The 18,426-nt window shown below is 61.9% G+C and carries 29 protein-coding genes; 22 read left to right on the top strand and 7 right to left on the bottom strand.

Features of this window, described 5'->3' with window-relative positions; genetic code table 11:
• Nucleotides 1–3: 3 nt before the first annotated feature.
• Nucleotides 4–1,011 (bottom strand): nucleoid-associated protein YejK, encoded by a 1,008-nt coding sequence (gene yejK, locus DFS21_RS19850; protein ID WP_111532954.1) that lies wholly within the window; start codon nucleotides 1,009–1,011, stop codon nucleotides 4–6.
• 139 nt (nucleotides 1,012–1,150) lie between these two features.
• Here yejK and DFS21_RS26545 point away from each other — a divergent pair, with 139 nt between their 5' ends.
• Nucleotides 1,151–1,378 (top strand): hypothetical protein, encoded by a 228-nt coding sequence (locus DFS21_RS26545; RefSeq protein WP_146603159.1) that lies wholly within the window; start codon nucleotides 1,151–1,153, stop codon nucleotides 1,376–1,378.
• Here DFS21_RS26545 and DFS21_RS19845 read toward each other — a convergent pair.
• The 6 genes from DFS21_RS19845 to DFS21_RS19820 all read right to left on the bottom strand — a co-directional run bounded on the left by DFS21_RS19845 (nucleotide 1,368) and on the right by DFS21_RS19820 (nucleotide 4,586).
• Complete coding sequence (locus tag DFS21_RS19845) at nucleotides 1,368–1,724, bottom strand: hypothetical protein (protein WP_111532953.1); 357 nt, start codon at nucleotides 1,722–1,724, stop codon at nucleotides 1,368–1,370. The two genes, DFS21_RS26545 and DFS21_RS19845, sit on opposite strands and share 11 nt — an antisense overlap.
• Nucleotides 1,725–1,805: 81 nt before the next feature.
• A complete protein-coding gene (locus tag DFS21_RS19840) occupies nucleotides 1,806–2,354 on the bottom strand; it encodes a hypothetical protein (RefSeq protein WP_111532952.1) in 549 nt (182 codons plus the stop codon).
• Nucleotides 2,351–2,620 carry a hypothetical protein gene (locus DFS21_RS19835; RefSeq protein WP_111532951.1) on the bottom strand — a complete coding sequence of 90 codons (270 nt, stop codon included), beginning with the start codon at nucleotides 2,618–2,620 and terminating at the stop codon, nucleotides 2,351–2,353. The genes DFS21_RS19840 and DFS21_RS19835 overlap by 4 nt, the downstream gene beginning before the upstream one ends.
• 21 nt (nucleotides 2,621–2,641) lie before the next feature.
• Nucleotides 2,642–3,025 carry a response regulator transcription factor gene (locus DFS21_RS19830; RefSeq protein WP_111532950.1) on the bottom strand — a complete coding sequence of 128 codons (384 nt, stop codon included), beginning with the start codon at nucleotides 3,023–3,025 and terminating at the stop codon, nucleotides 2,642–2,644.
• A gap of 127 nt (nucleotides 3,026–3,152) precedes the next feature.
• The gene (locus tag DFS21_RS19825) at nucleotides 3,153–3,458 is read right to left on the bottom strand and encodes a hypothetical protein (RefSeq protein WP_111532949.1); all 306 of its coding nucleotides are present in this window, start codon (nucleotides 3,456–3,458) and stop codon (nucleotides 3,153–3,155) included.
• A 402-nt stretch (nucleotides 3,459–3,860) separates the two neighbouring features.
• The gene (locus tag DFS21_RS19820) at nucleotides 3,861–4,586 is read right to left on the bottom strand and encodes a S24 family peptidase (RefSeq protein WP_158539561.1); all 726 of its coding nucleotides are present in this window, start codon (nucleotides 4,584–4,586) and stop codon (nucleotides 3,861–3,863) included.
• A 440-nt stretch (nucleotides 4,587–5,026) separates the two neighbouring features.
• Here DFS21_RS19820 and DFS21_RS19810 point away from each other — a divergent pair, with 440 nt between their 5' ends.
• The 21 genes from DFS21_RS19810 (at nucleotide 5,027) to DFS21_RS19710 (ending at nucleotide 18,341) form a co-directional block, all read left to right on the top strand.
• Nucleotides 5,027–5,875 (top strand): replication protein, encoded by an 849-nt coding sequence (locus DFS21_RS19810; RefSeq protein WP_111532946.1) that lies wholly within the window; start codon nucleotides 5,027–5,029, stop codon nucleotides 5,873–5,875.
• A complete protein-coding gene (locus tag DFS21_RS19805; RefSeq protein ID WP_111532945.1) occupies nucleotides 5,865–6,659 on the top strand; it encodes an ATP-binding protein in 795 nt (264 codons plus the stop codon). Before DFS21_RS19810 ends, DFS21_RS19805 begins: the two co-directional genes overlap by 11 nt.
• Nucleotides 6,659–6,955 (top strand): DUF1364 domain-containing protein, encoded by a 297-nt coding sequence (locus DFS21_RS19800; protein ID WP_023629054.1) that lies wholly within the window; start codon nucleotides 6,659–6,661, stop codon nucleotides 6,953–6,955. Before DFS21_RS19805 ends, DFS21_RS19800 begins: the two co-directional genes overlap by 1 nt.
• Entirely contained in the window at nucleotides 6,952–7,380 is a 429-nt protein-coding gene (locus DFS21_RS19795) for a VRR-NUC domain-containing protein (protein ID WP_111532944.1), read from the top strand. The genes DFS21_RS19800 and DFS21_RS19795 overlap by 4 nt, the downstream gene beginning before the upstream one ends.
• Entirely contained in the window at nucleotides 7,377–8,666 is a 1,290-nt protein-coding gene (locus tag DFS21_RS19790; RefSeq protein WP_111532943.1) for a site-specific integrase, read from the top strand. Before DFS21_RS19795 ends, DFS21_RS19790 begins: the two co-directional genes overlap by 4 nt.
• Nucleotides 8,663–8,953, top strand: coding sequence for a hypothetical protein (locus tag DFS21_RS19785; RefSeq protein WP_111532942.1), 291 nt, complete (start codon nucleotides 8,663–8,665; stop codon nucleotides 8,951–8,953). Before DFS21_RS19790 ends, DFS21_RS19785 begins: the two co-directional genes overlap by 4 nt.
• Complete coding sequence (locus DFS21_RS19780; RefSeq protein WP_111532941.1) at nucleotides 8,950–9,267, top strand: hypothetical protein; 318 nt, start codon at nucleotides 8,950–8,952, stop codon at nucleotides 9,265–9,267. The genes DFS21_RS19785 and DFS21_RS19780 overlap by 4 nt, the downstream gene beginning before the upstream one ends.
• A gap of 10 nt (nucleotides 9,268–9,277) precedes the next feature.
• On the top strand, nucleotides 9,278–9,964 hold the full coding sequence (locus DFS21_RS19775; protein WP_111532940.1) for a hypothetical protein: 687 nt from the start codon (nucleotides 9,278–9,280) through the stop codon (nucleotides 9,962–9,964).
• A gap of 174 nt (nucleotides 9,965–10,138) precedes the next feature.
• Nucleotides 10,139–10,471 (top strand): phage holin, lambda family, encoded by a 333-nt coding sequence (locus tag DFS21_RS19770; protein WP_023629059.1) that lies wholly within the window; start codon nucleotides 10,139–10,141, stop codon nucleotides 10,469–10,471.
• A 50-nt stretch (nucleotides 10,472–10,521) separates the two neighbouring features.
• Complete coding sequence (locus tag DFS21_RS26650; protein ID WP_158539560.1) at nucleotides 10,522–10,710, top strand: hypothetical protein; 189 nt, start codon at nucleotides 10,522–10,524, stop codon at nucleotides 10,708–10,710.
• 38 nt (nucleotides 10,711–10,748) lie between these two features.
• Nucleotides 10,749–11,051: an HNH endonuclease gene (locus DFS21_RS19760; protein WP_256591454.1), complete on the top strand. Its 303-nt coding sequence runs from the start codon at nucleotides 10,749–10,751 to the stop codon at nucleotides 11,049–11,051.
• A 127-nt stretch (nucleotides 11,052–11,178) separates the two neighbouring features.
• A complete protein-coding gene (locus tag DFS21_RS19755) occupies nucleotides 11,179–11,661 on the top strand; it encodes a terminase small subunit (RefSeq protein ID WP_111532937.1) in 483 nt (160 codons plus the stop codon).
• Nucleotides 11,662–11,664: 3 nt separating this feature from the next.
• Nucleotides 11,665–13,359 carry a terminase large subunit gene (locus DFS21_RS19750; protein WP_111532936.1) on the top strand — a complete coding sequence of 565 codons (1,695 nt, stop codon included), beginning with the start codon at nucleotides 11,665–11,667 and terminating at the stop codon, nucleotides 13,357–13,359.
• Nucleotides 13,359–14,627, top strand: a complete 1,269-nt coding sequence (locus tag DFS21_RS19745; protein ID WP_111532935.1) for a phage portal protein — start codon at nucleotides 13,359–13,361, stop codon at nucleotides 14,625–14,627. The genes DFS21_RS19750 and DFS21_RS19745 overlap by 1 nt, the downstream gene beginning before the upstream one ends.
• An 18-nt stretch (nucleotides 14,628–14,645) precedes the next feature.
• Nucleotides 14,646–15,305: an HK97 family phage prohead protease gene (locus tag DFS21_RS19740; RefSeq protein WP_111532934.1), complete on the top strand. Its 660-nt coding sequence runs from the start codon at nucleotides 14,646–14,648 to the stop codon at nucleotides 15,303–15,305.
• A 15-nt stretch (nucleotides 15,306–15,320) separates the two neighbouring features.
• A complete protein-coding gene (locus DFS21_RS19735) occupies nucleotides 15,321–16,487 on the top strand; it encodes a phage major capsid protein (RefSeq protein WP_111532933.1) in 1,167 nt (388 codons plus the stop codon).
• A 39-nt stretch (nucleotides 16,488–16,526) separates the two neighbouring features.
• Nucleotides 16,527–16,817, top strand: a complete 291-nt coding sequence (locus DFS21_RS26540) for a hypothetical protein (RefSeq protein WP_146603158.1) — start codon at nucleotides 16,527–16,529, stop codon at nucleotides 16,815–16,817.
• Nucleotides 16,814–17,152: a head-tail connector protein gene (locus DFS21_RS19725; RefSeq protein WP_111532932.1), complete on the top strand. Its 339-nt coding sequence runs from the start codon at nucleotides 16,814–16,816 to the stop codon at nucleotides 17,150–17,152. The genes DFS21_RS26540 and DFS21_RS19725 overlap by 4 nt, the downstream gene beginning before the upstream one ends.
• Nucleotides 17,139–17,477, top strand: a complete 339-nt coding sequence (locus DFS21_RS19720) for a phage head closure protein (RefSeq protein WP_111532931.1) — start codon at nucleotides 17,139–17,141, stop codon at nucleotides 17,475–17,477. Before DFS21_RS19725 ends, DFS21_RS19720 begins: the two co-directional genes overlap by 14 nt.
• Nucleotides 17,470–17,955, top strand: a complete 486-nt coding sequence (locus DFS21_RS19715; RefSeq protein WP_111532930.1) for an HK97-gp10 family putative phage morphogenesis protein — start codon at nucleotides 17,470–17,472, stop codon at nucleotides 17,953–17,955. The genes DFS21_RS19720 and DFS21_RS19715 overlap by 8 nt, the downstream gene beginning before the upstream one ends.
• Nucleotides 17,952–18,341 (top strand): DUF3168 domain-containing protein, encoded by a 390-nt coding sequence (locus tag DFS21_RS19710; protein WP_111532929.1) that lies wholly within the window; start codon nucleotides 17,952–17,954, stop codon nucleotides 18,339–18,341. Before DFS21_RS19715 ends, DFS21_RS19710 begins: the two co-directional genes overlap by 4 nt.
• Nucleotides 18,342–18,426: the final 85 nt, after the last annotated feature.

Genomic DNA, 18,426 nt, shown 5'->3' with positions numbered 1-18,426 from the left:
TTGTCAGGCTGCGTTGCGCTTGAGCTGGGTGATCAGCTGCGTCGGCAGGTTCTTGATGGTCAGGCTGGCGCTTTCTGGATCGAACTCAACGCGCTTGCCCAGCAGGTGCGCCTCGAAGCTGATGGACATACCCTCAGCCCGACCGGTGAAGCGGCGGTACTGGTTGAGCGTGCGCTCGTCAGCAGCGAAGGTCTCGGAGAGCCCGTAACCGCCAGATCGGATGAACTCGGCGAAAGTGGCCGGGCTGTCCTCGTTAAGCAGCTCGGACACTTTATCCAGGGTTACCGGCTCGCCGAGCTTGCCTTTCGCTTTTGCGTAATCAACCAGGTCCTGGCTCTTTTCGGTTGCGTCTTCGGCGTCCAGGTCTTCAGCCTTCACGAAGTCGGCGAAGGCCTTGAGCAGGGTGCGGGTCTCGCCCGGGGCATCGACGCCTTCCTGGGCGCCGATGAAGTCGCGGAAGTAGGCGGTAGCCTTTCGCCCGCCCTTGGGCTTGATGAACGACACGTACTGCCGTGACGCCGGGTTGTTCTTCCACTCGCTCAGGTTGATTCGTGCAGCGAAGTGCAGCGTGCGCGCGTCAAGTTGACGCGAGGTTGCGACAGTCAGGTCATGGGCAACTGCTACCGTCTCGATCTGCTGCAGGATCGCGATCGTCAGGTAGTCGGTCATGCCTTGGGTGTAGAGGGCGAACAGGACGTGACCGCCGACTGACAGGTTCGACTCTTCCATCAGCCTGGTCAGGTGTTCTGCTGCGGCTCGGGTGAAGTCGATGAAGTTGGCTTCGCCGGCTACGAAGTCGTACAGCCAGCCGCTAAAAGGGTAAGCCCCGGATGCGGGATGGAAGAACCCCCAGCCTTTGCCGGTCTTGGCGTTGTAGGCGTCGTTGACATCGTGGAGCAGGTTCTCGATGGCGCCGCTGTCCGGCAGGACCGAGCTAGCCAGGTGCAGAACCGCCGGGCTGCCGTCCGGCTTCTTGTCGATGAAGTGCATCACTGCGTGGCGAATAGGCATGGATGATTCTCCGTGGCCGGCTGGCGGCATGGTGGCAATTTGGGGTGGGATGGGGGATTGGCCTGACACTCTGCGCGGATTTGTCCTAGCGCTTGCGGTATAACTTGCTACCGGCATGGGGCCGGATGAAGGATTAATTATGGGATTTGAAGCAAGGCCGTTATGCGAGTTGCTTGAACTGATCGATTCGGGTGTTTCAATTGAAATGCCTGTTACCGGTCGAGAGATTGATGAACTATGCAAGCTGGCAGTTCGAGCCGGGGAAGGGGAGGGGCAGCTAATTCTCAAAAGTGCTTCGACGCTAAGTACCTCTGATCTCAGAGCTATTGGCGCTTATGCAAATGGTCGGGTGCTTTTCAAGGACTGACGGGCCTGCAGATATTGTCGCCTGGGTCTCGCTTAATCTCCGCCATGCTGGCTTCTTCGAACTGACGCGCTAGTTTTGGCGAGATGAAAAAAGCTGGCGCGTCAGGACGTTCAAGTCGACGCGCCCGCTCTTCAGGATCTTGCGCAACCCACGACAAGGCCAGGTCCTGCCAAAGTTCCTGTACCTGGTCGTAGCCGTGGCGCTCGACCTCGGCAGTCAACGCTGCCTTGATCCCGGCAGGCATGTTGAAAAACACCTTCTCGATTCCCAACTTCGCGGCCTGCTTCTTCTGCCGATCGCGATAGTCCGCCGAGTGCTTCGCGGCTCCGGTCTTCTCCTCGGCCATGGCCGATACCTCCCAAGCCGCTGGGCGGCAGATTGATGTGTTGCTGGCGCCGGCCGTGCCGGGCGCGTGTGGTGGTGCGCTTCATGCTCTGCGTTGCGCTCGCTTCTCTGCTGTAGTGGGGAAGGTGAGATCGAACAGGCGCATGATCCGGTGGACCACCGTGAACGATATCTCCAGGCGCCTGCACACCTGGGCCATGGTGATGCCGACATCGCGCATGGCGACGATGCGCTCGGCCAGGGCCTTGTCCTTCACTGGGTCAGTATTGCTTTTGCCGACGTTGCCTTTGCCTCGGTTGGGGTCTGGCTGGAATCTGAAACAGCCATCTACTGCAGCGCGGTAAAGGGCAGTTTGCGACATCCCAGTGTGGGCCATCGCCTGGGCGTAGGTCATCGTCCTGGCGAGTTTCCGAAGCTCGTCGATGCGCTGCTGTCGCTTAGAGCCTCTGGTTTCTGGTTGAGCCTCTGCACTCGCCTTGATGACTTCGAGATCGCGGTGAGGTCTGTGCGGGACGTACTGGAAGCTCGGCAGTTCCTGCACGGCACCGCCTGCCTGGAAGAAAGCGTCGATGCTCGCATTGAGTTGGGCCAGGACTGCTGCGCGCTGGTTGGGAGCGGGTTCGCCGATCATTGCAGGACTCCCCGCTTTGTCGCCGCGCCTGCCTCCATCGCATCCACAAACACCATCGCGGCCTTGTGGCTGAAGCAGAAGCCCTTGGTCTTGCCGGTGGCAATCTCGATGATGTGCCAGGCGTTGCCCTTGGTCACGGCCTTGTAGAGCGGGCCGGGCGCCGGGGCAGGGCGACCAATCATCTCGTAGAGCTCAACTGTGGCAATGACTGATCGAGCGCGCAGGGCCTCAAGGCCTTGCCGCCGTTCACGGATGGCTGGATGCATGGGGTGATCCTCTGGTGGGATTCAGGCGTGGAGTTCGAAGGTTTCGGCCTTGCGAACGATTCGAACCTGGGCGGTGCGCCGCTCAGGCACACGACGGTCGCGGCGCATGGGGTCGCTGTCGTCGATGACCGCGTGCATGGCGATCAGAGATGCCAGCAGGAAGCACATGGGGCTGATGATGTTGCGGCGCATGGCCTCGGCGACCAGGGCTGCGCGGCGGGGCACATCGAGCTTGAACATTGCCGCGGCGATGCGCTTCTCGACGCCGCCCTCGCTGATGCCGAAGTGCCGGGCGATCTCTTTCGAGGTCATGCCCTGGGCAACATCGAGAACGCACTCCAGCTCACGAGGAGCCAGGCCCCGGCCAAGATGGCCAATCCATTGCCCTATGGTGATCGTGTCCATGATGTCTCTCGGGTTGGCTGCATTGGAGAGCCGATCCCGCCTGTCTCCCTGAACATGTTGATGTAGGGTCGGGAAGGCTCTCCGATGCAGCCTGGTGATGGGGAACCAGGTGATCGGGCAGTTAACGTCAGGCTGACGTGGCGCTGGTTGTCTCTTCCTGATCGTCTGCCACGCATTTCACGCCGCAGAGCGGGCAGTAGTTAGCGACCACCGAAACTGTTTTGTTCACGCGCTTCATGCCACCAGCCTTTTTCGGCGCCATGTAGTGGCCGGTGACTTCTACGCAGAATCGGCGAGTGGCCTTTCCGGTCTCAATGTTGAGTGACAGGTTGTGGCCCTCTGCGCGCATGTAGAAAGGCCCTGATCCTGGCGCCTCCTGAGCGAGCTGGTCCGTAACCAGCTTCACGGCATCGCTGATGCAGCTGCAGCTCATCTCTTGCCCTCCAGGGCGGTTGATTTCCCGTCTGGCCCTGTCTCCAAGGCCAGCCAGTGAAACCTGCCGGGACCCGCTACTGGCGTCGGCCTCCGGCAATCTTCGAATTGGTGACTCCGACCGCGGACCTTCCCGCCGGATAACTGATCTCGGTGCTTTACCCTGCACACCCGGGGCAGTTGCCACCCCTCTGGACTGTTGAGGCCTGTCCATCGCTGCCTTTGCTGCGGCCGGTGTCGATCCGGCATGTGGTGAAATTTAGAAAACTAAACAAAGAACGTCAAGGGCTTTTGTACAGAAAACTAAACTTTTGGGGCGCGGTTCGTCGCCTGGCGCATGATGCAGGCCAGGTGAAAGCGGATGGTAGGGCACAAAAAAGCCCGGTCTAAGCCGGGCTATCTATCACTTTCGGCGGGGTGATCGCCTAACCGTTGACCACCAGAACACGCGGCCAAGCATACGGATCTCATCGTGGAACTGCTCTGCCGACATCACCTCGTCCGGGTAGTCTTCGCTGTTCTCGCTCCTGATCCGCACAGCCCCAGCTGGTAGTCGGTGAAGGTACTTCACGCGCAGCAAGCCTCCATGGTTGAAGGCATAGATCTCGCCATCAATTATCGAGGTATCAGTCGTGTCGAAGCCGATTGCGGCGCCATCTAGGATCAGGCGCTCCATACTCTTCCCCCGCACGCGAGCGCATGCGGCGCTGTTGCAATCCACGCCCGCCGCTCTCAGCGTTGAATTGCTGAACCGCAGCTTGCGGTCAGCCACTTCTACCACTTCCGTCATTCCATTTCCGCCAGCGAACTCCACCTCGGCATAGTAGGGAACCTCGCACTCGTCATCTTCGAGTGGGTCGCCGTCCTCCCACAACGAGAGATCTCCCAGCAGCTCAGCGTTTGACTGAGGCTGCCGACTCGCATCCGGAAGGCCTTTCCCGCTCGATAGCCATTCCGGTGAGCAGTTGAGTGCTTTTGCGACAGCGAGCAGGTTTTTGCCTTTCGCTCCGTTGGTCCCGTTCAGCCAAAAGGTGACGGTCGCCTTGGATACGCCGGCGCGCTCACTGATGTCGGTGGGGCGAAGGCCGAGGGCCTCCATCCGTGATTTGAGTCTGTCTTTAAATTCCATGTTTAGGATTCTAAACAATCCAGAGTTTAGATAACTTGCCATGATGTGTTTATCTTTCTAAACTGGCCGCAAACAGGAGGAGGTTCCCCCCATGACATTCGACGAGGCCCTGAAGCATTTCGGGTCAGGGAAGGCCATCGGTGATGCGCTCGGTGTGAGCACTAGCCGAGTCTCCCAGTGCAGGTCATCTGGTGGCTTCTCTTACCCGATGCAGTGCGTGTTGGAGAAGGAGTCCGGAGGACGGCTGGTGGCCAGTCGTCAGGACGTGCCAAGCGCAGAGTCGGTTAAGGGCGCTGTTGGATGAGGTGAAGTATGCGTGACCTGGCCTTGCGCCAGTAGTGAGTCCGCCCCGCTGTTCATGCATCCAGTGCCCGAACAGCAGGCGAAAAAAAACCGCCTGGCAGGGCGGCTTTCTCTACAGCTTCATAACGGGATTCAGCATGACAAACATCGTCCAACTTGACAAGTCCAGGGGGTTCACCCGGATGGACAACCAGCTCATGGATGGCCTGTTGGCTATCGATCTCCCGGCCAGGGAGATGAAGATTGTGCTGTACGTGGCCAAGGCCACCATCAACTTCGGCGCAGGCGCTCAGCGCATCCCGGCGACCGATATCGCAAAAGCCATCAACGTTCACCCCGACACCGTATCCAAAGCTGTCTCCAGCCTGCTGCGCCGCCGCGTGCTGTTCCGCGAAGGAGGGGCGCGGGGCGATATCGGCGTGAATGACCCGGCGGACTGGGTCTACGTGGTTGAGCCGAAACAGACCAAAACAGCCGACTCGGCTGAAGTGGTCCGAATCGGCGATCAGTCGAAACAGACCAAAACCGCCGAGTCCCTTCTTTATTCTAAGAATCTAACCCCCTATGTATTTCTTCCTTCGGAAGAAAATACATGCCCCCCCAGCGAAGTGGACGAGCCGCCGGCGAAAGCTGACCGCAAGGCGCCATTCGGTAAGGCCGCCATGCTGGCCGACAACCCCCACGGCCTGGACGAGGAATTGATCGCGGACTACCTGGCTGTCCGCAAGGCCGCCAAAGCCCCGGTTACTGCCCGCATCTGGTCAGGCCTGAACGCCAAGCTCGAGCAGTGCAAGGCTTTCGGTATCCAGCCAGCGCAGGCCCTGGCCGTGGCCGTCGAGAATGGTTGGCGCGGATTTGAGGTGGAGTGGGTCACCAAGCGTATCGGCGGCCAGGCGACTGGCCAGCCCAGCCGCCATCACGGGTTTGCCGACCGCGACTATCGCGAAGGCCTGATCGACCGGGGGGATGGTACCTATGCGTTCTGAAAACGTGGTCCACCTGTCCAGCATGGCCGGGCCGCAAGTCACTTCGGTTGTGGTCTGCGATGAGCATGGCCCGTATCAGGCCACCGTCCACCAGGTGCTCAGTCACACGTTCCGCTCACCGTGCCCCGTTTGCAAAGCCGCACAGGCGACCAAGGCCGAGGCCGAAGCCGCCCAGCGACAGCGCGCCGAACTGGCCTACAAGCTGGGTGATGCCCTGATCCCGAAGCGGTTCAAGGACAAGACTTTCGACAGCTACGCGGCGGCCACTGAGGCCCAGCGCAAGGTGAAGGCGCGCTGCATCCGCTACGCGGATGAGTTCGGACAGAACCTGGAAGAGGGCCGCTGCCTGATCCTGGTCGGCAACCCTGGAACTGGCAAGACACACCTTGGGGTATCGATCGCCCAGCACGTCATGGCCACCACGCGGCACGCGGCGGCCTACCGAACCCTTGGCGGCATCCTGCAGACGATCCGGGGGACGTTCGATGGCGGCTCAGGGCAGACCGAGGGCAGCATCCTCGACGCTCTGGTGCGTCCCGCGCTGCTGGTACTTGATGAGGTTGGTGCCAGCAAGGAGGCACCGAGCGACTTCGAGTTGACCCGGCTGTTCTCGATCATCAACGGCCGTTACGAGCGGATGCTTCCAACCATCGTGATCTCGAACCTGGGCGCGAAAGAGCTGCCGGCGGTAATGGGCGAGCGTTCTGCCGACCGTCTGCGCGAGGGTGGTGGGATCGTTTTGCCATTCGACTGGAAGTCACACCGCGGGAAGGAGGAGATCTGATGCGGCAAACCAAACTGACCAAGGCTGCTCGTGGCCGGGAATGCCAGGTACGCATCCCGGGGGTGTGCAACGGCAACCCCGAAACCACCGTGCTGGCCCACTACCGACTGGCAGGTACCTGCGGCGTGGGCAGCAAGCCCCACGACTTGCAGGGCGCCTGGGCATGCAGCGCCTGCCACGATGCCTGTGACGGGCGCAGTCGTGCCGTGGATCGCGACACCGCCCGCCAGTACCACGCCGAGGGCGTGATGCGCACCCAGTCGATTTTGCTGGCTGAATCCGTGGTGGTCGCGTGAGTTCGCCAGCCCTTCGCCCGTTCAGGCCCAAGCTGCAGCGCACCAAGCCCGTCGACCGGGAAGGGCAGGAACAGGCTGCGCTGATGCAGGAGCTCGCGCTGCGCTATCCCGAGGTGCACGAGCTGATCTACCACGTCCCGAACGGTGGGCATCGGGTGAAGGCCGTTGCCGCCAAGCTCAAGGCCCAAGGCGTGAAGGCCGGCATCCCTGACCTCGTACTGCCGATGGCCCGCGGCGGGTACTTCGGCTTGTACATCGAATTCAAGGCGACCGTAGAGCCTGCCCCCGTGTCAGCGAGCCAGCGTGATTGCCTGCGGCGCCTGAGCGAGCAGGGCTACCTCGCCATCGTGTGCCGTGGGCACTTCGACGCCATGGAGCAGCTGCGGGCCTACCTGCGGCTGCCGAGAACGGAGGTTTCAGCATGACCAACACCGCAGCTGTGAAAATCAGCGATGCAGAGATCCGCCGGCAAGCCACCGGCAAGGTGCGCGACCTGCGCGCACTGGGCAATCAAGGCCTGTACTTCCGGTTCCATCGGTCCCGCGAGCGCGGGTCTTGGTACCTGGTGCACAAGGGCAAGTGGAACCTGATTGGCGCCTACCCCGACCTGAGTGCCGCCAAGGTAGCCGCGGCGCTGCCCGACATCCGGCTTCGACTTGATGCGGGGGAGGGCTCCGGTCTGTCGAGCTGGGTGCTGGCCGGCCAGCTGCTGGCCTGGTTCGCCGATCGGATGGCCCGCGACCGCAACCTGTCGATCAAGCGCAAGAGCACGGCGGCGTCGGTGATCAAGCTGCACCTGCTGCCGCGTCTTGGCGAAGTGCCGCTGGCCGAGATCGACAAGGCGCGACTCGACCGCGAGCTGATGTGGCCGCTGCAGGAGTCGCTGTCCATCGACTACGTGCGCCTGGTGTTCCAGCTCCTCGCGCTGGCCTTCCGGCAAGCCCATAAGCTCGGACTGATCAGCACCAACCCCATGGACGGCATCCGCTTCGGCGACTTCTCGAAGGCCAAGGTCACGGTCAAGCCCTCGCGGCTGCGTGGCGTGCACCTCGAGGACCTGATGGGCCGCATGGTGAGCACTCTGGCCCACAACCCGCAACACGGCGTGCTGGCCCTGCTGATGCTGTGCCACGGCACCCGGCTGGGCGAGACCCGGCAAGCGCGCTGGAACCACATCAGCCTGGCGGAGCGGGAGTGGTTCATCCCGGCCGAGCATACAAAGACCGGTGTCGAACATCGCCTGCCGCTGACCGACCAGGTGCGTTTCCTGCTGCTGGCCTATCGCGAGATCCAGCGCAACCAGGGTTATGACGGCCAGTTCCTGTTCCCGGGGCGGCGCGGCCTGCCGATGGGTGAGGCGAAGGCCTGCGCGGTGTTCACCACGATGGGTCAGGGCGAGTGGACCAGCCACGACCTGCGCAAGCTGGCCCGCACCGGCTGGGCTGACCTTGGCGTCGACCACCTGGTGGGTGAACTGCTGATCAACCACGCCATGGGTCACAACGTGAAGGTCTACATCCAGTCGGACGTCATGGCGCGCAAGCGCGAGGCCCTGGAAAAGTGGCACGCCCACCTTGATCAGAAGGGTTTCGCCGCGATTCACGGCTTGACCGGTGATAGATCGATGGATTCCGGGATTCTGGCGCGGGCCGCTCAGCGTGCGGGTTGCGGCGATATTGCGGGAACAACCGTAGGCGAGGATTCGAAATGAGCCAAAACCTCCAATCGGGCGATCTCGCGTTGACCCTCGTGTTCGATACCGAAATCCCCCAGGGCAGCCAGGTGGAGCTGGTTGAGCGCATTCAGAAGGGGCAGCTCTTGATCGGCAAGGACCGTCAAATGAAGGCGCCTACCGCTGGGTGGTACGTGACCCAGGCGGGCACGTCCGCAAAGGTCGCGTATGGGGATGCCGAGCTCATGCCGCTCCGTGGCAAGGGAGTGCCTACGCCGAAGCTTGAGGTCGAGGAGATCTGTTACCTCTTCAAGGTGCCGGCATGAGGAAAAGCCACGGCCCAGCCTTCAAGAAGGCCGTGATAGACCTGGGCAAGTGCCCCGCGTGCCGCGGCAAAGCGGTTGTGAAGGGCGTCTTCTACGAAATGGCCTGCGTGCAGTGCAGTTCCTCCGGGTGGGTCGAGGCCTCCACCGGGCAGGCGCTGGAGCTGGGCGAGCTCGTGACCCAGCTGAGCCTCCGTCTACAGGCCGCAGAGCGGCAAATTGAGCAGTTGAAAAGACCCCAGGCCGGCGGGCCTGAGGCGGGATATCAGGGAAGCAACCGGCTCGGCGCCGGCGGCACCAACTACACCGGGGATTGAGGGGAAGGACATGATCTACAACAGCGTATCGGGTGCAGTAGTTGCCGCTCTGGCGGCAGGAGAAAAGGGCGCTGCGAAAGGCCAGGCATGGCAGAAGCTCTACAAGTCGGCAGAAGAAGAGGGCGGGTGCCTCGCCTCGCTTGGCGGCAGTAGCGGCGGCTTTGACCGCGCTCAGGTGGATTACTGGCTGTCAGCGCGGCTTCACCACCTGCTGATCCCGCGCCACTGGAGCGCGCTCAACGCCAAGTACGCCACCAACAAGGCCAAGCGGCTTAACGGGATCTCGGCCATCGCACCATTGATCGCCAGCCCGGCGCCGCAACTGTTCATCTACAAGGCCGTTACTGCCTGGGCTGTGCCGAAGCTCAAGGGCGCTCGCCGCCAAGGCCCGCGATCGGTCGTGGTCGACATCCCGCTGGATGCGCCAGAGTGGAGGCGCGAGCGGCTGGTTAATGCGGCCCTTGCAGCTGGCCAGGCTGAGCGCGCCAAGGCCGAGGCGTTGGCCGAAGACCTGATTGTCCTGCCGGCCAGTTTCTACGACATGAACACCTGGGATACCGATGCCACTCCTGAGCCGACGCGGTACCGCTGGCGGTCCGGCATCAATGGCAAGCTCGACGGAATGATCGACGACGCGCTGGTTGAGGTGCGCGCCATCCTTGAGGCCGAAGGGTTGCTGATCAAGGACGCAGCGTAATTGCCTATTGACAGCAGTGAGAGAGTGAGAGAAATTATCGCCATCCTGTCATTCCTGCGCGTGTTGAGGACTGACCAACAAAAGCCCGGCCATCGTGTCGGGCTTCGTCGTTTATGAGCCCTGGCAAATGCCGGGGCTTTTTCATTTGAGCTCCCCGCAACGGGAGGAATCGAGATGCCGAACATGCCAGAAAAGGACCCGGGCCTGTGGGCCGCTGTGTTCGCGTGGTTGATTGCACATCAGCCACAGCTCTACGCCGCCGGCCTGTCCGTCGGTATCGCCGTGCTGCGCGTCATGTATGGCGGTGGTAGCCGCCGACAGATGTACCTGGAAGGTGCTCTGTGCGGCTTGGTGACGCTGTCGCTGGTCCCGCTGCTGGAGTGGCTTGGACTACCACAGAGCATGGCCACCTTCGCAGGCGGAGCCGTGGGCTTCCTGGGAGTCGAGAAGGTGCGTGGCTACTACGAGCGTGCAGCGGCTCGTCGAGTTGAAGGTGGTGGCCTGTAGTGGATGCGCCGCCCGGCGCGAATGGATGAAGAAGTGGACAAGGGTTGCCTATGAACGAGCAAGAGACCTCATTGCTGGGGCAGATGCTGGCCGAGCTGAAGAAGCAGACCAGCCTGCTCGAGCAGATCGCACTGAGCCAGATCGCACTGATCGAAGCACTGGCTGATGACCAGGGCATCGACACTGATGTGCCTGCTTCGACGTACCTGAACGGCGCGCCCGTTCGTGGCGGGAAGTGATGGCTAGGCTCCCGGGGATCAAGACAAGGCTCAAGCCAGTGGAAGGCCGCAAGCTGTCCACCACCAACACCTCCGAGCGCCGCATGACAGGCAGCAGGCTCCAGGCCCGCCGCCTCCGACTGTGGAAGGCGTCACCAACATGCGCTGAGTGCGGGCGCGTCGTTGCCTACCCGCACGGCTTCGAGCTCGACCACCAGGTGCCGCTGCATCAAGGCGGCGCCGACACCGACGAGAACTGCCAGATCCTTTGCTGTGGGCCTGACGGCTGCCACATGAAGAAGACGGCGTCCGACGCTGCCGAGCTGGGTGTGCACCGATCTGGTGCGCAATCGGGGCTATGACGTGCCGCAATGGTGGTATTGACGTGCTACAAGCAGGGGGAGGGATGAAACTTCACGGCCTTTCACGCTCGGAAACCGCGCTCCCTCCCATTCGCAGATTTTTTCCCCTTTCACGGAAAAGTTAACCATGGCTTTAACCGACAAGAAGCGCCGGTTTGCTGACGCTTTGCTGTCGGGTGCGTCAAACCGAGACGCTGCCATCGTCGCCGGGTATTCGGAGAAAACCGCGTCGCAAGCGGGCTCCAAGCTCGCAAAGGATCCGGATGTCATCGCCGCAATCGGTCGCCATCTGCGTGATCGCCAGGCGGAGGCCGCAGAAGTTAAGCCAGGTCGAAAAGTTAAAGGCCCTCCACCCGAGGACGCCGCTGTCGGCGAGTTGGACCTGGGCGACTTCGACGACCCGATGGACTTCCTGAAGGCCGTCATGAATGAGCAGACCGCCGAGCCCAAGTTGCGCGTCGATGCCGCCAAGGCCTTGCTGCCCTACAAGCACGGCAAGGTCGCAGACCAGGGCAAAAAAGAGCAGAAGGCCGCCGCGGCCGACCAGGCTAGCAAGGGGCGTTTCGGCGCCCGTCCTCCACCGAAGCTGGTGGTCAACAACAAGGGGTGATGCATGGAGTGGACGACCGCCTGCCCGGATTGGGAGGCCCGGATCGTCGCCGGCCAATCGCTTATACCCTTCAAGCCGCTGTTTCCCGACGAGGCCCAGGCCGCGCTTGAGGTGTTCAAGGCGCTGAAGGTCGTCGACCTGCCGGGTCAGCCGACATTCGGCGAATGCTGCGATGAATGGGTGTTTGACTACGTCGCCGCCATCTTTGGCGCCTACGATGCCGACAGCGGCAAGCAACTGATCCGGGAGTTCTTCCTGCTGATCAGTAAGAAGAACACGAAATCAACGATCGCTGCGGGCATCATGCTGACGGCGTTGATCTTGAACTGGCGGCACGACGAAGAGCTTCTGATCATCGCGCCGACGATCGAGGTTGCGGCGAACAGCTACAAGCCTGCTGCTGGCATGGTTCGGGCTGATCCTGAGCTCAGCGAGCTGCTGCATGTGCAAGACCACATCCGCACCATAACCCACCGGGTGAACAATGCGGCGTTGAAGGTGGTGGCTGCCGATACCGACACGGTCTCAGGCAAGAAGTCCGGCAAGATCCTGATCGACGAGTTGTGGGTGTTCGGCAAGCGTGCGAATGCCGATGCCATGTTGATGGAGGCCACTGGCGGCCAGATCTCCCGGGATGAAGGGTTTGTAATCCTGCTGTCTACGCAGAGCGACGAACCGCCGGCCGGGGTCTTCGAGGAGAAATTGAGCTATTACCGCGATGTTCGCGATGGCGTGGTCGAAGACCGCAAGTCGCTGGGCGTCCTGTACGAGTTCCCCGAGGCCATGGTCAAGAGCAAGGCCTACCTCCAGCCGGACAACTTCTACGTCACCAACCCCAACATGGGGCGGTCGGTGAGCCGGGAGTGGCTGGAAGACGAACTGGCGAAGAACCTGCGCAAGGACGAGGGGAGCCAGCGGAAGTTTCTGGCCAAGCACCTGAACATCCAGATTGGTATGAACCTGCGGGCGAACCGTTGGGCCGGCGCCGATCACTGGGAAGGGCAGGGCGACAAACTGCTCACCATCGACGAGCTGCTACGCAGAAGCGAAGTAGTTGTGGCCGGTATCGACGGTGGCGGCCTGGACGACCTGCTGGGCTTGAGCCTGATCGGGCGAGAACGCGGCACCAGGAAGTGGCTGCACTGGGCCCATGCCTGGGCGCACAAGATCGTTCTTGAACGCCGGAAGGACATCGTCAGCGTGCTGAGCGACTTCTCCGCAGATGGTGATCTGACGATCGTTCAGCTGCCCGGAGAGGATGTTCGGGATGTGGCTGACATCATCTGCAGGGTGCGCGATGCAGGCCTGCTACCAGAGACCCAGGCGATCGGGGTGGACGCCGCAGGAATTGGCGACATCATCGACGAGCTCACCACTGAAGAGCGCGGCATCGCCATGGAGCGAATCGCCTCTGTATCGCAAGGGTGGCGCCTGAACGGTGCGATCAAGACCACTGAGCGCAAGGTTGCAGGCGGGGAGTTCATTCACGGCGCCTCTCGGCTGATGGCTTGGTGCGTAGGCAACGCCAAGACCGTTCAGGTCGGCAATGCGATTGCCATCAACAAGCAGATCAGCGGCACCGCCAAGATCGACCCGCTGATGGCGACTTTCGACGCGGCAACGCTGATGGCACTGAATCCTGCGGCTTCGTCCGTGGGCGACTTTCTCGACTTCTTGTCACAACCATTGAGCATGTAATGGCCGATACCGACTACAGCATTGACCTGCGCACCCGGAGCCCGTTCTGGGCGCGCCTGGCGAGCTTCTTCGTGGGCGGCCGGTTGGTCACCCCGGAGAAGGGCTCCCAGGGCGGGCCAGTATCAGCAACCGGCACCGTTGGCGACTCGGTGATAACGGACGAGCGAGCGCTGCAGATCTCCACCGTTTTCGCCTGCGTCCGCTTGATTTCCAGCGTGACGGCCAGCTTGCCGCTGGATGTGTATGAAACCCAGGGCGACGACCGGCACAAGGTGGGGCTCGACAACCCTTTGGCGAGGCTTCTGCGGTACAGCCCCAACCGATTCATGACGGCCGTGGAGTTCCGCACGGCCATGACGATGCAGCTGTGCTTCTACGGCAACGCCTACGCCTTGATTGAGCGCAACGGTGCCGGCGACGTGATCAGCCTAATTCCATTGATGTCGGTGAACATGGACCCGCGACTGGAGAGCGGACGGATCGTCTATCGCTACCGGCGCGATACCGAATATGCCGACTTCAAACAGGCAGAAATCTTCCACCTGAAGGGGTTCGGCTTCAACGGCCTGGTTGGCTTGTCCCCGATCGCCTTCGCGGCCAAGACTGCGGGCGTAGCGGTGGCGATGGAGGATCAGCAGCGAGACTTCTACGGCAATGGCGCAAAGTCGCCGCAGATCCTCATGACGGGCGACAAGGTGCTCAGCAAGGAGCAGCGCGGCCAGCTGGAGGAGAACTTCAAGGAGATCGCCGGTGGCCCGGTTCGTAAGCGCCTCTGGATCCTGGAGGCGGGTTTCTCCACTCAGTCCATCGGCGTGACCCCGCAAGATGCCGAGACCATGGCGTCTCGCAAGTTCCAGGTCAGTGAGCTGGCCCGTTTCTTCGGCGTTCCGCCTCATCTGGTGGGCGATGTGGAGAAGTCGACGAGCTGGGGCTCTGGTATCGAGCAGCAGAACCTGGGCTTCCTGCAGTACACGCTGTCGCCCTATCTCGATTGGTGGGAGCAGGCCATTTGGCGGTGGCTGGTGAAGCCCGCCGACCTCGGCCGGTACCACGCCGAACACAACCTTGACGGCCTGCTTCGCGGTGATTCGGCTGCCCGCGCATCCTTCATGGGCACACTGGCTGACAAGGGGCTTCGCACCATCAACGAGCTGCGGCGCCTGGACAACATGCCGCCCTTGCCCGGCGGCGACGTGGCCACCCGTCAGTCGCAGAACGTGCCCATCACCCAACTCGGCCAACCAAGCCCCGCACCTAGCGGGGCTTGATCATTCTGGAGGCAGTAAATGCCAAGCATCAAAAAGACCCTGGCCTTCGACCAGGCCGAGATCAAGTTCGCCAGTGGCGGGACTCAGGGTACCTTCGAAGGCTACGCCAGCGTGTTCAGCGTCGTCGACGGCGACGGCGACATCATCTTGCCCGGGGCGTTCAAGTCGGCACTGCTAACGCAGACCCGGCAGGTCGGAATGTTCTTCAACCATCGCACCTGGGAAATCCCGGTGGGGAAGTGGCTGGATATCGCCGAGGACAGCAAGGGGCTTCACGTTCGCGGTGAGCTGACGAAGGGTCATTCCGGCGCCGTTGATCTTCGAGCCGCGATGGAACACCAGACCGTGCGTGGCATGTCGGTCAACTTCTCGGCCCGCAAGGACGACTTCGACCTGATCGCCACGGGCCGCGCATTCAAGAACATGGCCAGCCTCAACGAAATCAGCATCTGCACTCAGCCGGCCAACGAGCTGGCTACGGTCGAGTCGCTGAAAAGCCTGGAGGCAATCACCAGCATCCGCGACGCGGAGCACTGGCTGCGGGACGTAGCTGGGGTCTCCAAGTCCGAAGCGCAGGCGTTCATCGCCCGCATCAAGTCCGCAGTTCGGAGCGAGTCCGAAGGCGGCGACGACATCGCCGCGCTCATCGAGCGCATCAACACCTTCCCGAAACTCTGAACTGAGGATCTACCCATGTCCGAACTGGCCCAAGTCCAGAAGGCGATCGAAACCGCACAGACTCGCATGACCGAGCTGTTCGACGCCCAGAAGAAAGAAATCGAAGCGACCGGCGCTGTCAGCAAGCAGCTGCAGACCGACCTGACCACCGTGCAGGAAGAGCTCAAGACCGCAGGCACTCGTCTGTTTGACATCGAGTCGAAGCTCGCCGGCGGCAACCTCGACAACCCTGAGAACAAGAAATCGTTCGCAGCCCAGGCCGCCGAGGACCTGAAAAAGGGCTGGAACGGTTCGAGCACTGGCCAGGTTGATGTGAAGAGTTTCAGCAAGGCGCTGGGCTCTGGCTCCGCCTCGGCCGGCGCACTGGTGCAGCCGCAGCAACTCCCTGGCATTCTGATGCCCGGCCTGCGCCGCCTTACCATCCGCGACTTGCTCGCACAGGGCCGCACCTCTTCGAATGCGATCGAGTACGTTCGCGAGAACGTCTTCACCAACAGCGCAGCGCCAGTGGCCGAAGGCGCCTTGAAGCCTGAGTCGCAGCTCACCTTCACCAAGGAAACTGCGAACGTGAAGACCATCGCCCACTGGATCCAGGCGTCTCGCCAGATCATGGACGATGCGCCGATGCTCGAGTCGTATGTGAATGGTCGACTGCTGTTCGGGTTGGACCTGGTGGAAGAGGGCCAGCTGCTCAATGGCGATGGCACTGGTGACAACCTGATCGGCCTGAACAAGGTGGCCACGGCTTACGACACCGGCCTGGACGCCACTGGTGATACCAAGGCTGATCGAATCGCCCACGCGATCTTCCAGGTCACCGAATCGGAGTTCGAGGCGTCGGGCATCATCCTTAACCCGCGTGACTGGCACGCTATCTCCCTGCTGAAGGATGAGCAGGGCCGCTACATCTTCGGCGGTCCCGCCGCCTTCGCTGCGCGCGTCATGTGGGGGCTCCCGGTGGTCGCGACCAAGGCACAGGCGCAAGGCACCTTCACCGTAGGGGGCTTCGACCTGGCGTCCCAGGTTTGGGACCGCATGGACGCCACCATTGAGGTCAGCAACCAGGATCGCGACAACTTCGTGAAGAACATGCTGACCATCCTGTGCGAAGAGCGCCTGGCTGTGACGCACTACCGTCCGTCCGCCATCATCAAGGGCGCCTTCGCGGCCCCAGCCCCTTAATTACTGGAGGCGGAGCGGGAAACCGCTCCGGTTGGATCGATGATCAAAATTCGCGCTCTCCGTCAGTTTTCCCACTACCACGCCGGAACCTTTGACCAGAACGAGGAACGTTGCGTAGATCCGGCAATTGCTGAGGCCCTGGTAGGCATGCAGCTTGCTGTCTACGCCGATGCCCCACAAGCTGCTGACCAGCAGGACCAGCAGGACCAGCAGGACCAGCAGGACCAGCAGGACCAGCAGGACCAGCAGGACCAGCAGGACCAGCAGGACCAGCAGGACCAGCAGGACGAAATGCCAGCCGCTGAAGCCAAGGCAGGTAAGAAAAAATGACCGTCACGGCACTGGAACTGCTGCCGATCGGCACGATTCGCCAGCACCTCCGTGTCGACCATGAAACCGAGGACGAGCTGATCGAGCTCTATGCCGAGTCGGCGCTGGCCTGGTCTCTGTGGTACTGCGACAACCCGAAGCTGAAGCAGGTGTCCGACTTCAAGGCCAGCTTCAAGACAGCCATGCTGCTGTTGATCGCCCACTCCTACGCGAACCGCGAAGCAGTGGCGGTGGGAGCCAGCGGGGATGAAATGCCCTTGGGCGTTACCTCCCAGCTCTGGTCTTCACGCGACCTCAGCGCGACCATCCAGGAGCAGGCCGATGAAAGCGGGTGATCTTCGGCATCCGATCCACTTGCAGCACAAGGTCACGCCTCGCGATCCTGTGACTGGCGAGTTCGGCGAGCCCGAGTGGCAGCTTTTTGCCGCTGTTTGGGCTCAGGTGGTGCCAATGTCGGCCAGGGACCGGGTAGATGCCCAAGCTCAGCAGTCGGAGGCAACGGGGCGCATGGTTATTCGATACCGTCCAGGCGTCGACTCAACCATGCGCATCATCTACCGCGGTGAGATCTACAGCATCGAAGGCCCGCCGCTGGAGGATCCAAAGTCCGGCCTGGAGTACCTGACGCTTCTGGTCTCCAAGGGGGTGAAGGATGGCTGATGGCGTTGAGTTCACCATCACCGGACTGGACAGCCTTCTCGGCAAGCTCGATGCGGTCGCTTACGACGTGAAGCGCAAGGGTGGCCGGGCCGCGCTGCGCAAGGCCGCCCTGGTGGTGGTGCAGAACGCCAAGGATCGCGCCGAGCGCATCGACGACAAGGAGACTGGCCGCTCGATCGCTGACAACATCGCGCTGCGCTGGAATGGCAAGTTGTTCAAGCAGACCGGCGACCTGGGCTTCCGGATCGGCGTGCTGCACGGTGCTGTGCTGAAGAACGGTGGCGACCTCAGCCCGAACTCCCCGACCCCGCACTGGCGCCTCATCGAGTTCGGTACCGAGAAGATGGCGGCCGTTCCGTTCATGCGCCCAGCGCTGGCCGACAGCATCAGCCAGGTAACGAGCACCTTCGTTACCGAGTACGAGAAGGCGATAGACCGCGCTATCCGGCGCGCAGCGAAGAAGGGGGCATCTTCATGACACCACCCATTGTTGAGGCTTGCTCCCAGAGCACCGCCGTGACTGCGCTCCTCGGAACTGGAGCGGGCATGCGCCTGTACTCGTTCGGCGAGGCGCCGGACAACGTGGTGAAGCCCTATGTCGTGTGGCAACTGGTCAACGGCAGCCCGGAGAACTACCTGGCGGGCCGCCCAGATGTCGATGGCTTCACCCTGCAGGTGGATGTGTACGGCAGCACGGGGGTCTCGGCCCGCTCGGTCCGTGACGCCATCCGTGACGCCATCGAGCTGCTGGCCTACGTCACGCGGTGGGGCGGTGAGACCCGCGACCCCACCACCAAGAATTACCGAATCAGCTTCGACGTGGACTGGATAGTTCGCCGCTTACAAGTGGGAGAAGTTCCATGAAGTGTCCTGATACATCCCGAGTGTTTTCGATACAAATCGTGCGGAACACACCACGGACGCAACAAGCACACGACGATTTCGGTCA

It is taken from the genome of Pseudomonas sp. 2848 (assembly GCF_003253945.1).
In the GTDB taxonomy this organism is placed as follows: domain Bacteria; phylum Pseudomonadota; class Gammaproteobacteria; order Pseudomonadales; family Pseudomonadaceae; genus Aquipseudomonas.
The sequence above is the reverse complement of the archived record's forward strand: the minus strand, read 5'-3'. Positions and strand labels throughout refer to the sequence as shown.

Excerpts from the sequence above, each read along its gene's own strand:
- DFS21_RS19810 (WP_111532946.1), top strand. The coding sequence starts at position 5,027 with ATGACAAACATCGTCCAACTTGACAAGTCCAGGGGGTTCACCCGGATG.
- DFS21_RS19725 (WP_111532932.1), top strand. The coding sequence starts at position 16,814 with ATGACCGTCACGGCACTGGAACTGCTGCCGATCGGCACGATTCGCCAG.
- DFS21_RS19820 (WP_158539561.1), bottom strand. The coding sequence starts at position 4,586 with ATGGAATTTAAAGACAGACTCAAATCACGGATGGAGGCCCTCGGCCTT.
- DFS21_RS19745 (WP_111532935.1), top strand. The coding sequence starts at position 13,359 with ATGGCCGATACCGACTACAGCATTGACCTGCGCACCCGGAGCCCGTTC.
- DFS21_RS26650 (WP_158539560.1), top strand. The coding sequence starts at position 10,522 with ATGAACGAGCAAGAGACCTCATTGCTGGGGCAGATGCTGGCCGAGCTG.
- DFS21_RS26545 (WP_146603159.1), top strand. The coding sequence starts at position 1,151 with ATGGGATTTGAAGCAAGGCCGTTATGCGAGTTGCTTGAACTGATCGAT.
- DFS21_RS19785 (WP_111532942.1), top strand. The coding sequence starts at position 8,663 with ATGAGCCAAAACCTCCAATCGGGCGATCTCGCGTTGACCCTCGTGTTC.
- DFS21_RS19830 (WP_111532950.1), bottom strand. The coding sequence starts at position 3,025 with ATGGACACGATCACCATAGGGCAATGGATTGGCCATCTTGGCCGGGGC.
- DFS21_RS19720 (WP_111532931.1), top strand. The coding sequence starts at position 17,139 with ATGAAAGCGGGTGATCTTCGGCATCCGATCCACTTGCAGCACAAGGTC.
- DFS21_RS19750 (WP_111532936.1), top strand. The coding sequence starts at position 11,665 with ATGGAGTGGACGACCGCCTGCCCGGATTGGGAGGCCCGGATCGTCGCC.
- DFS21_RS19790 (WP_111532943.1), top strand. The coding sequence starts at position 7,377 with ATGACCAACACCGCAGCTGTGAAAATCAGCGATGCAGAGATCCGCCGG.
- DFS21_RS19805 (WP_111532945.1), top strand. The coding sequence starts at position 5,865 with ATGCGTTCTGAAAACGTGGTCCACCTGTCCAGCATGGCCGGGCCGCAA.
- yejK (WP_111532954.1), bottom strand. The coding sequence starts at position 1,011 with ATGCCTATTCGCCACGCAGTGATGCACTTCATCGACAAGAAGCCGGAC.
- DFS21_RS19735 (WP_111532933.1), top strand. The coding sequence starts at position 15,321 with ATGTCCGAACTGGCCCAAGTCCAGAAGGCGATCGAAACCGCACAGACT.
- DFS21_RS19775 (WP_111532940.1), top strand. The coding sequence starts at position 9,278 with ATGATCTACAACAGCGTATCGGGTGCAGTAGTTGCCGCTCTGGCGGCA.
- DFS21_RS19710 (WP_111532929.1), top strand. The coding sequence starts at position 17,952 with ATGACACCACCCATTGTTGAGGCTTGCTCCCAGAGCACCGCCGTGACT.
- DFS21_RS26540 (WP_146603158.1), top strand. The coding sequence starts at position 16,527 with ATGATCAAAATTCGCGCTCTCCGTCAGTTTTCCCACTACCACGCCGGA.
- DFS21_RS19755 (WP_111532937.1), top strand. The coding sequence starts at position 11,179 with ATGGCTTTAACCGACAAGAAGCGCCGGTTTGCTGACGCTTTGCTGTCG.
- DFS21_RS19835 (WP_111532951.1), bottom strand. The coding sequence starts at position 2,620 with ATGCATCCAGCCATCCGTGAACGGCGGCAAGGCCTTGAGGCCCTGCGC.
- DFS21_RS19740 (WP_111532934.1), top strand. The coding sequence starts at position 14,646 with ATGCCAAGCATCAAAAAGACCCTGGCCTTCGACCAGGCCGAGATCAAG.
- DFS21_RS19800 (WP_023629054.1), top strand. The coding sequence starts at position 6,659 with ATGCGGCAAACCAAACTGACCAAGGCTGCTCGTGGCCGGGAATGCCAG.
- DFS21_RS19780 (WP_111532941.1), top strand. The coding sequence starts at position 8,950 with ATGAGGAAAAGCCACGGCCCAGCCTTCAAGAAGGCCGTGATAGACCTG.
- DFS21_RS19840 (WP_111532952.1), bottom strand. The coding sequence starts at position 2,354 with ATGATCGGCGAACCCGCTCCCAACCAGCGCGCAGCAGTCCTGGCCCAA.
- DFS21_RS19715 (WP_111532930.1), top strand. The coding sequence starts at position 17,470 with ATGGCTGATGGCGTTGAGTTCACCATCACCGGACTGGACAGCCTTCTC.
- DFS21_RS19825 (WP_111532949.1), bottom strand. The coding sequence starts at position 3,458 with ATGAGCTGCAGCTGCATCAGCGATGCCGTGAAGCTGGTTACGGACCAG.
- DFS21_RS19770 (WP_023629059.1), top strand. The coding sequence starts at position 10,139 with ATGCCGAACATGCCAGAAAAGGACCCGGGCCTGTGGGCCGCTGTGTTC.
- DFS21_RS19845 (WP_111532953.1), bottom strand. The coding sequence starts at position 1,724 with ATGGCCGAGGAGAAGACCGGAGCCGCGAAGCACTCGGCGGACTATCGC.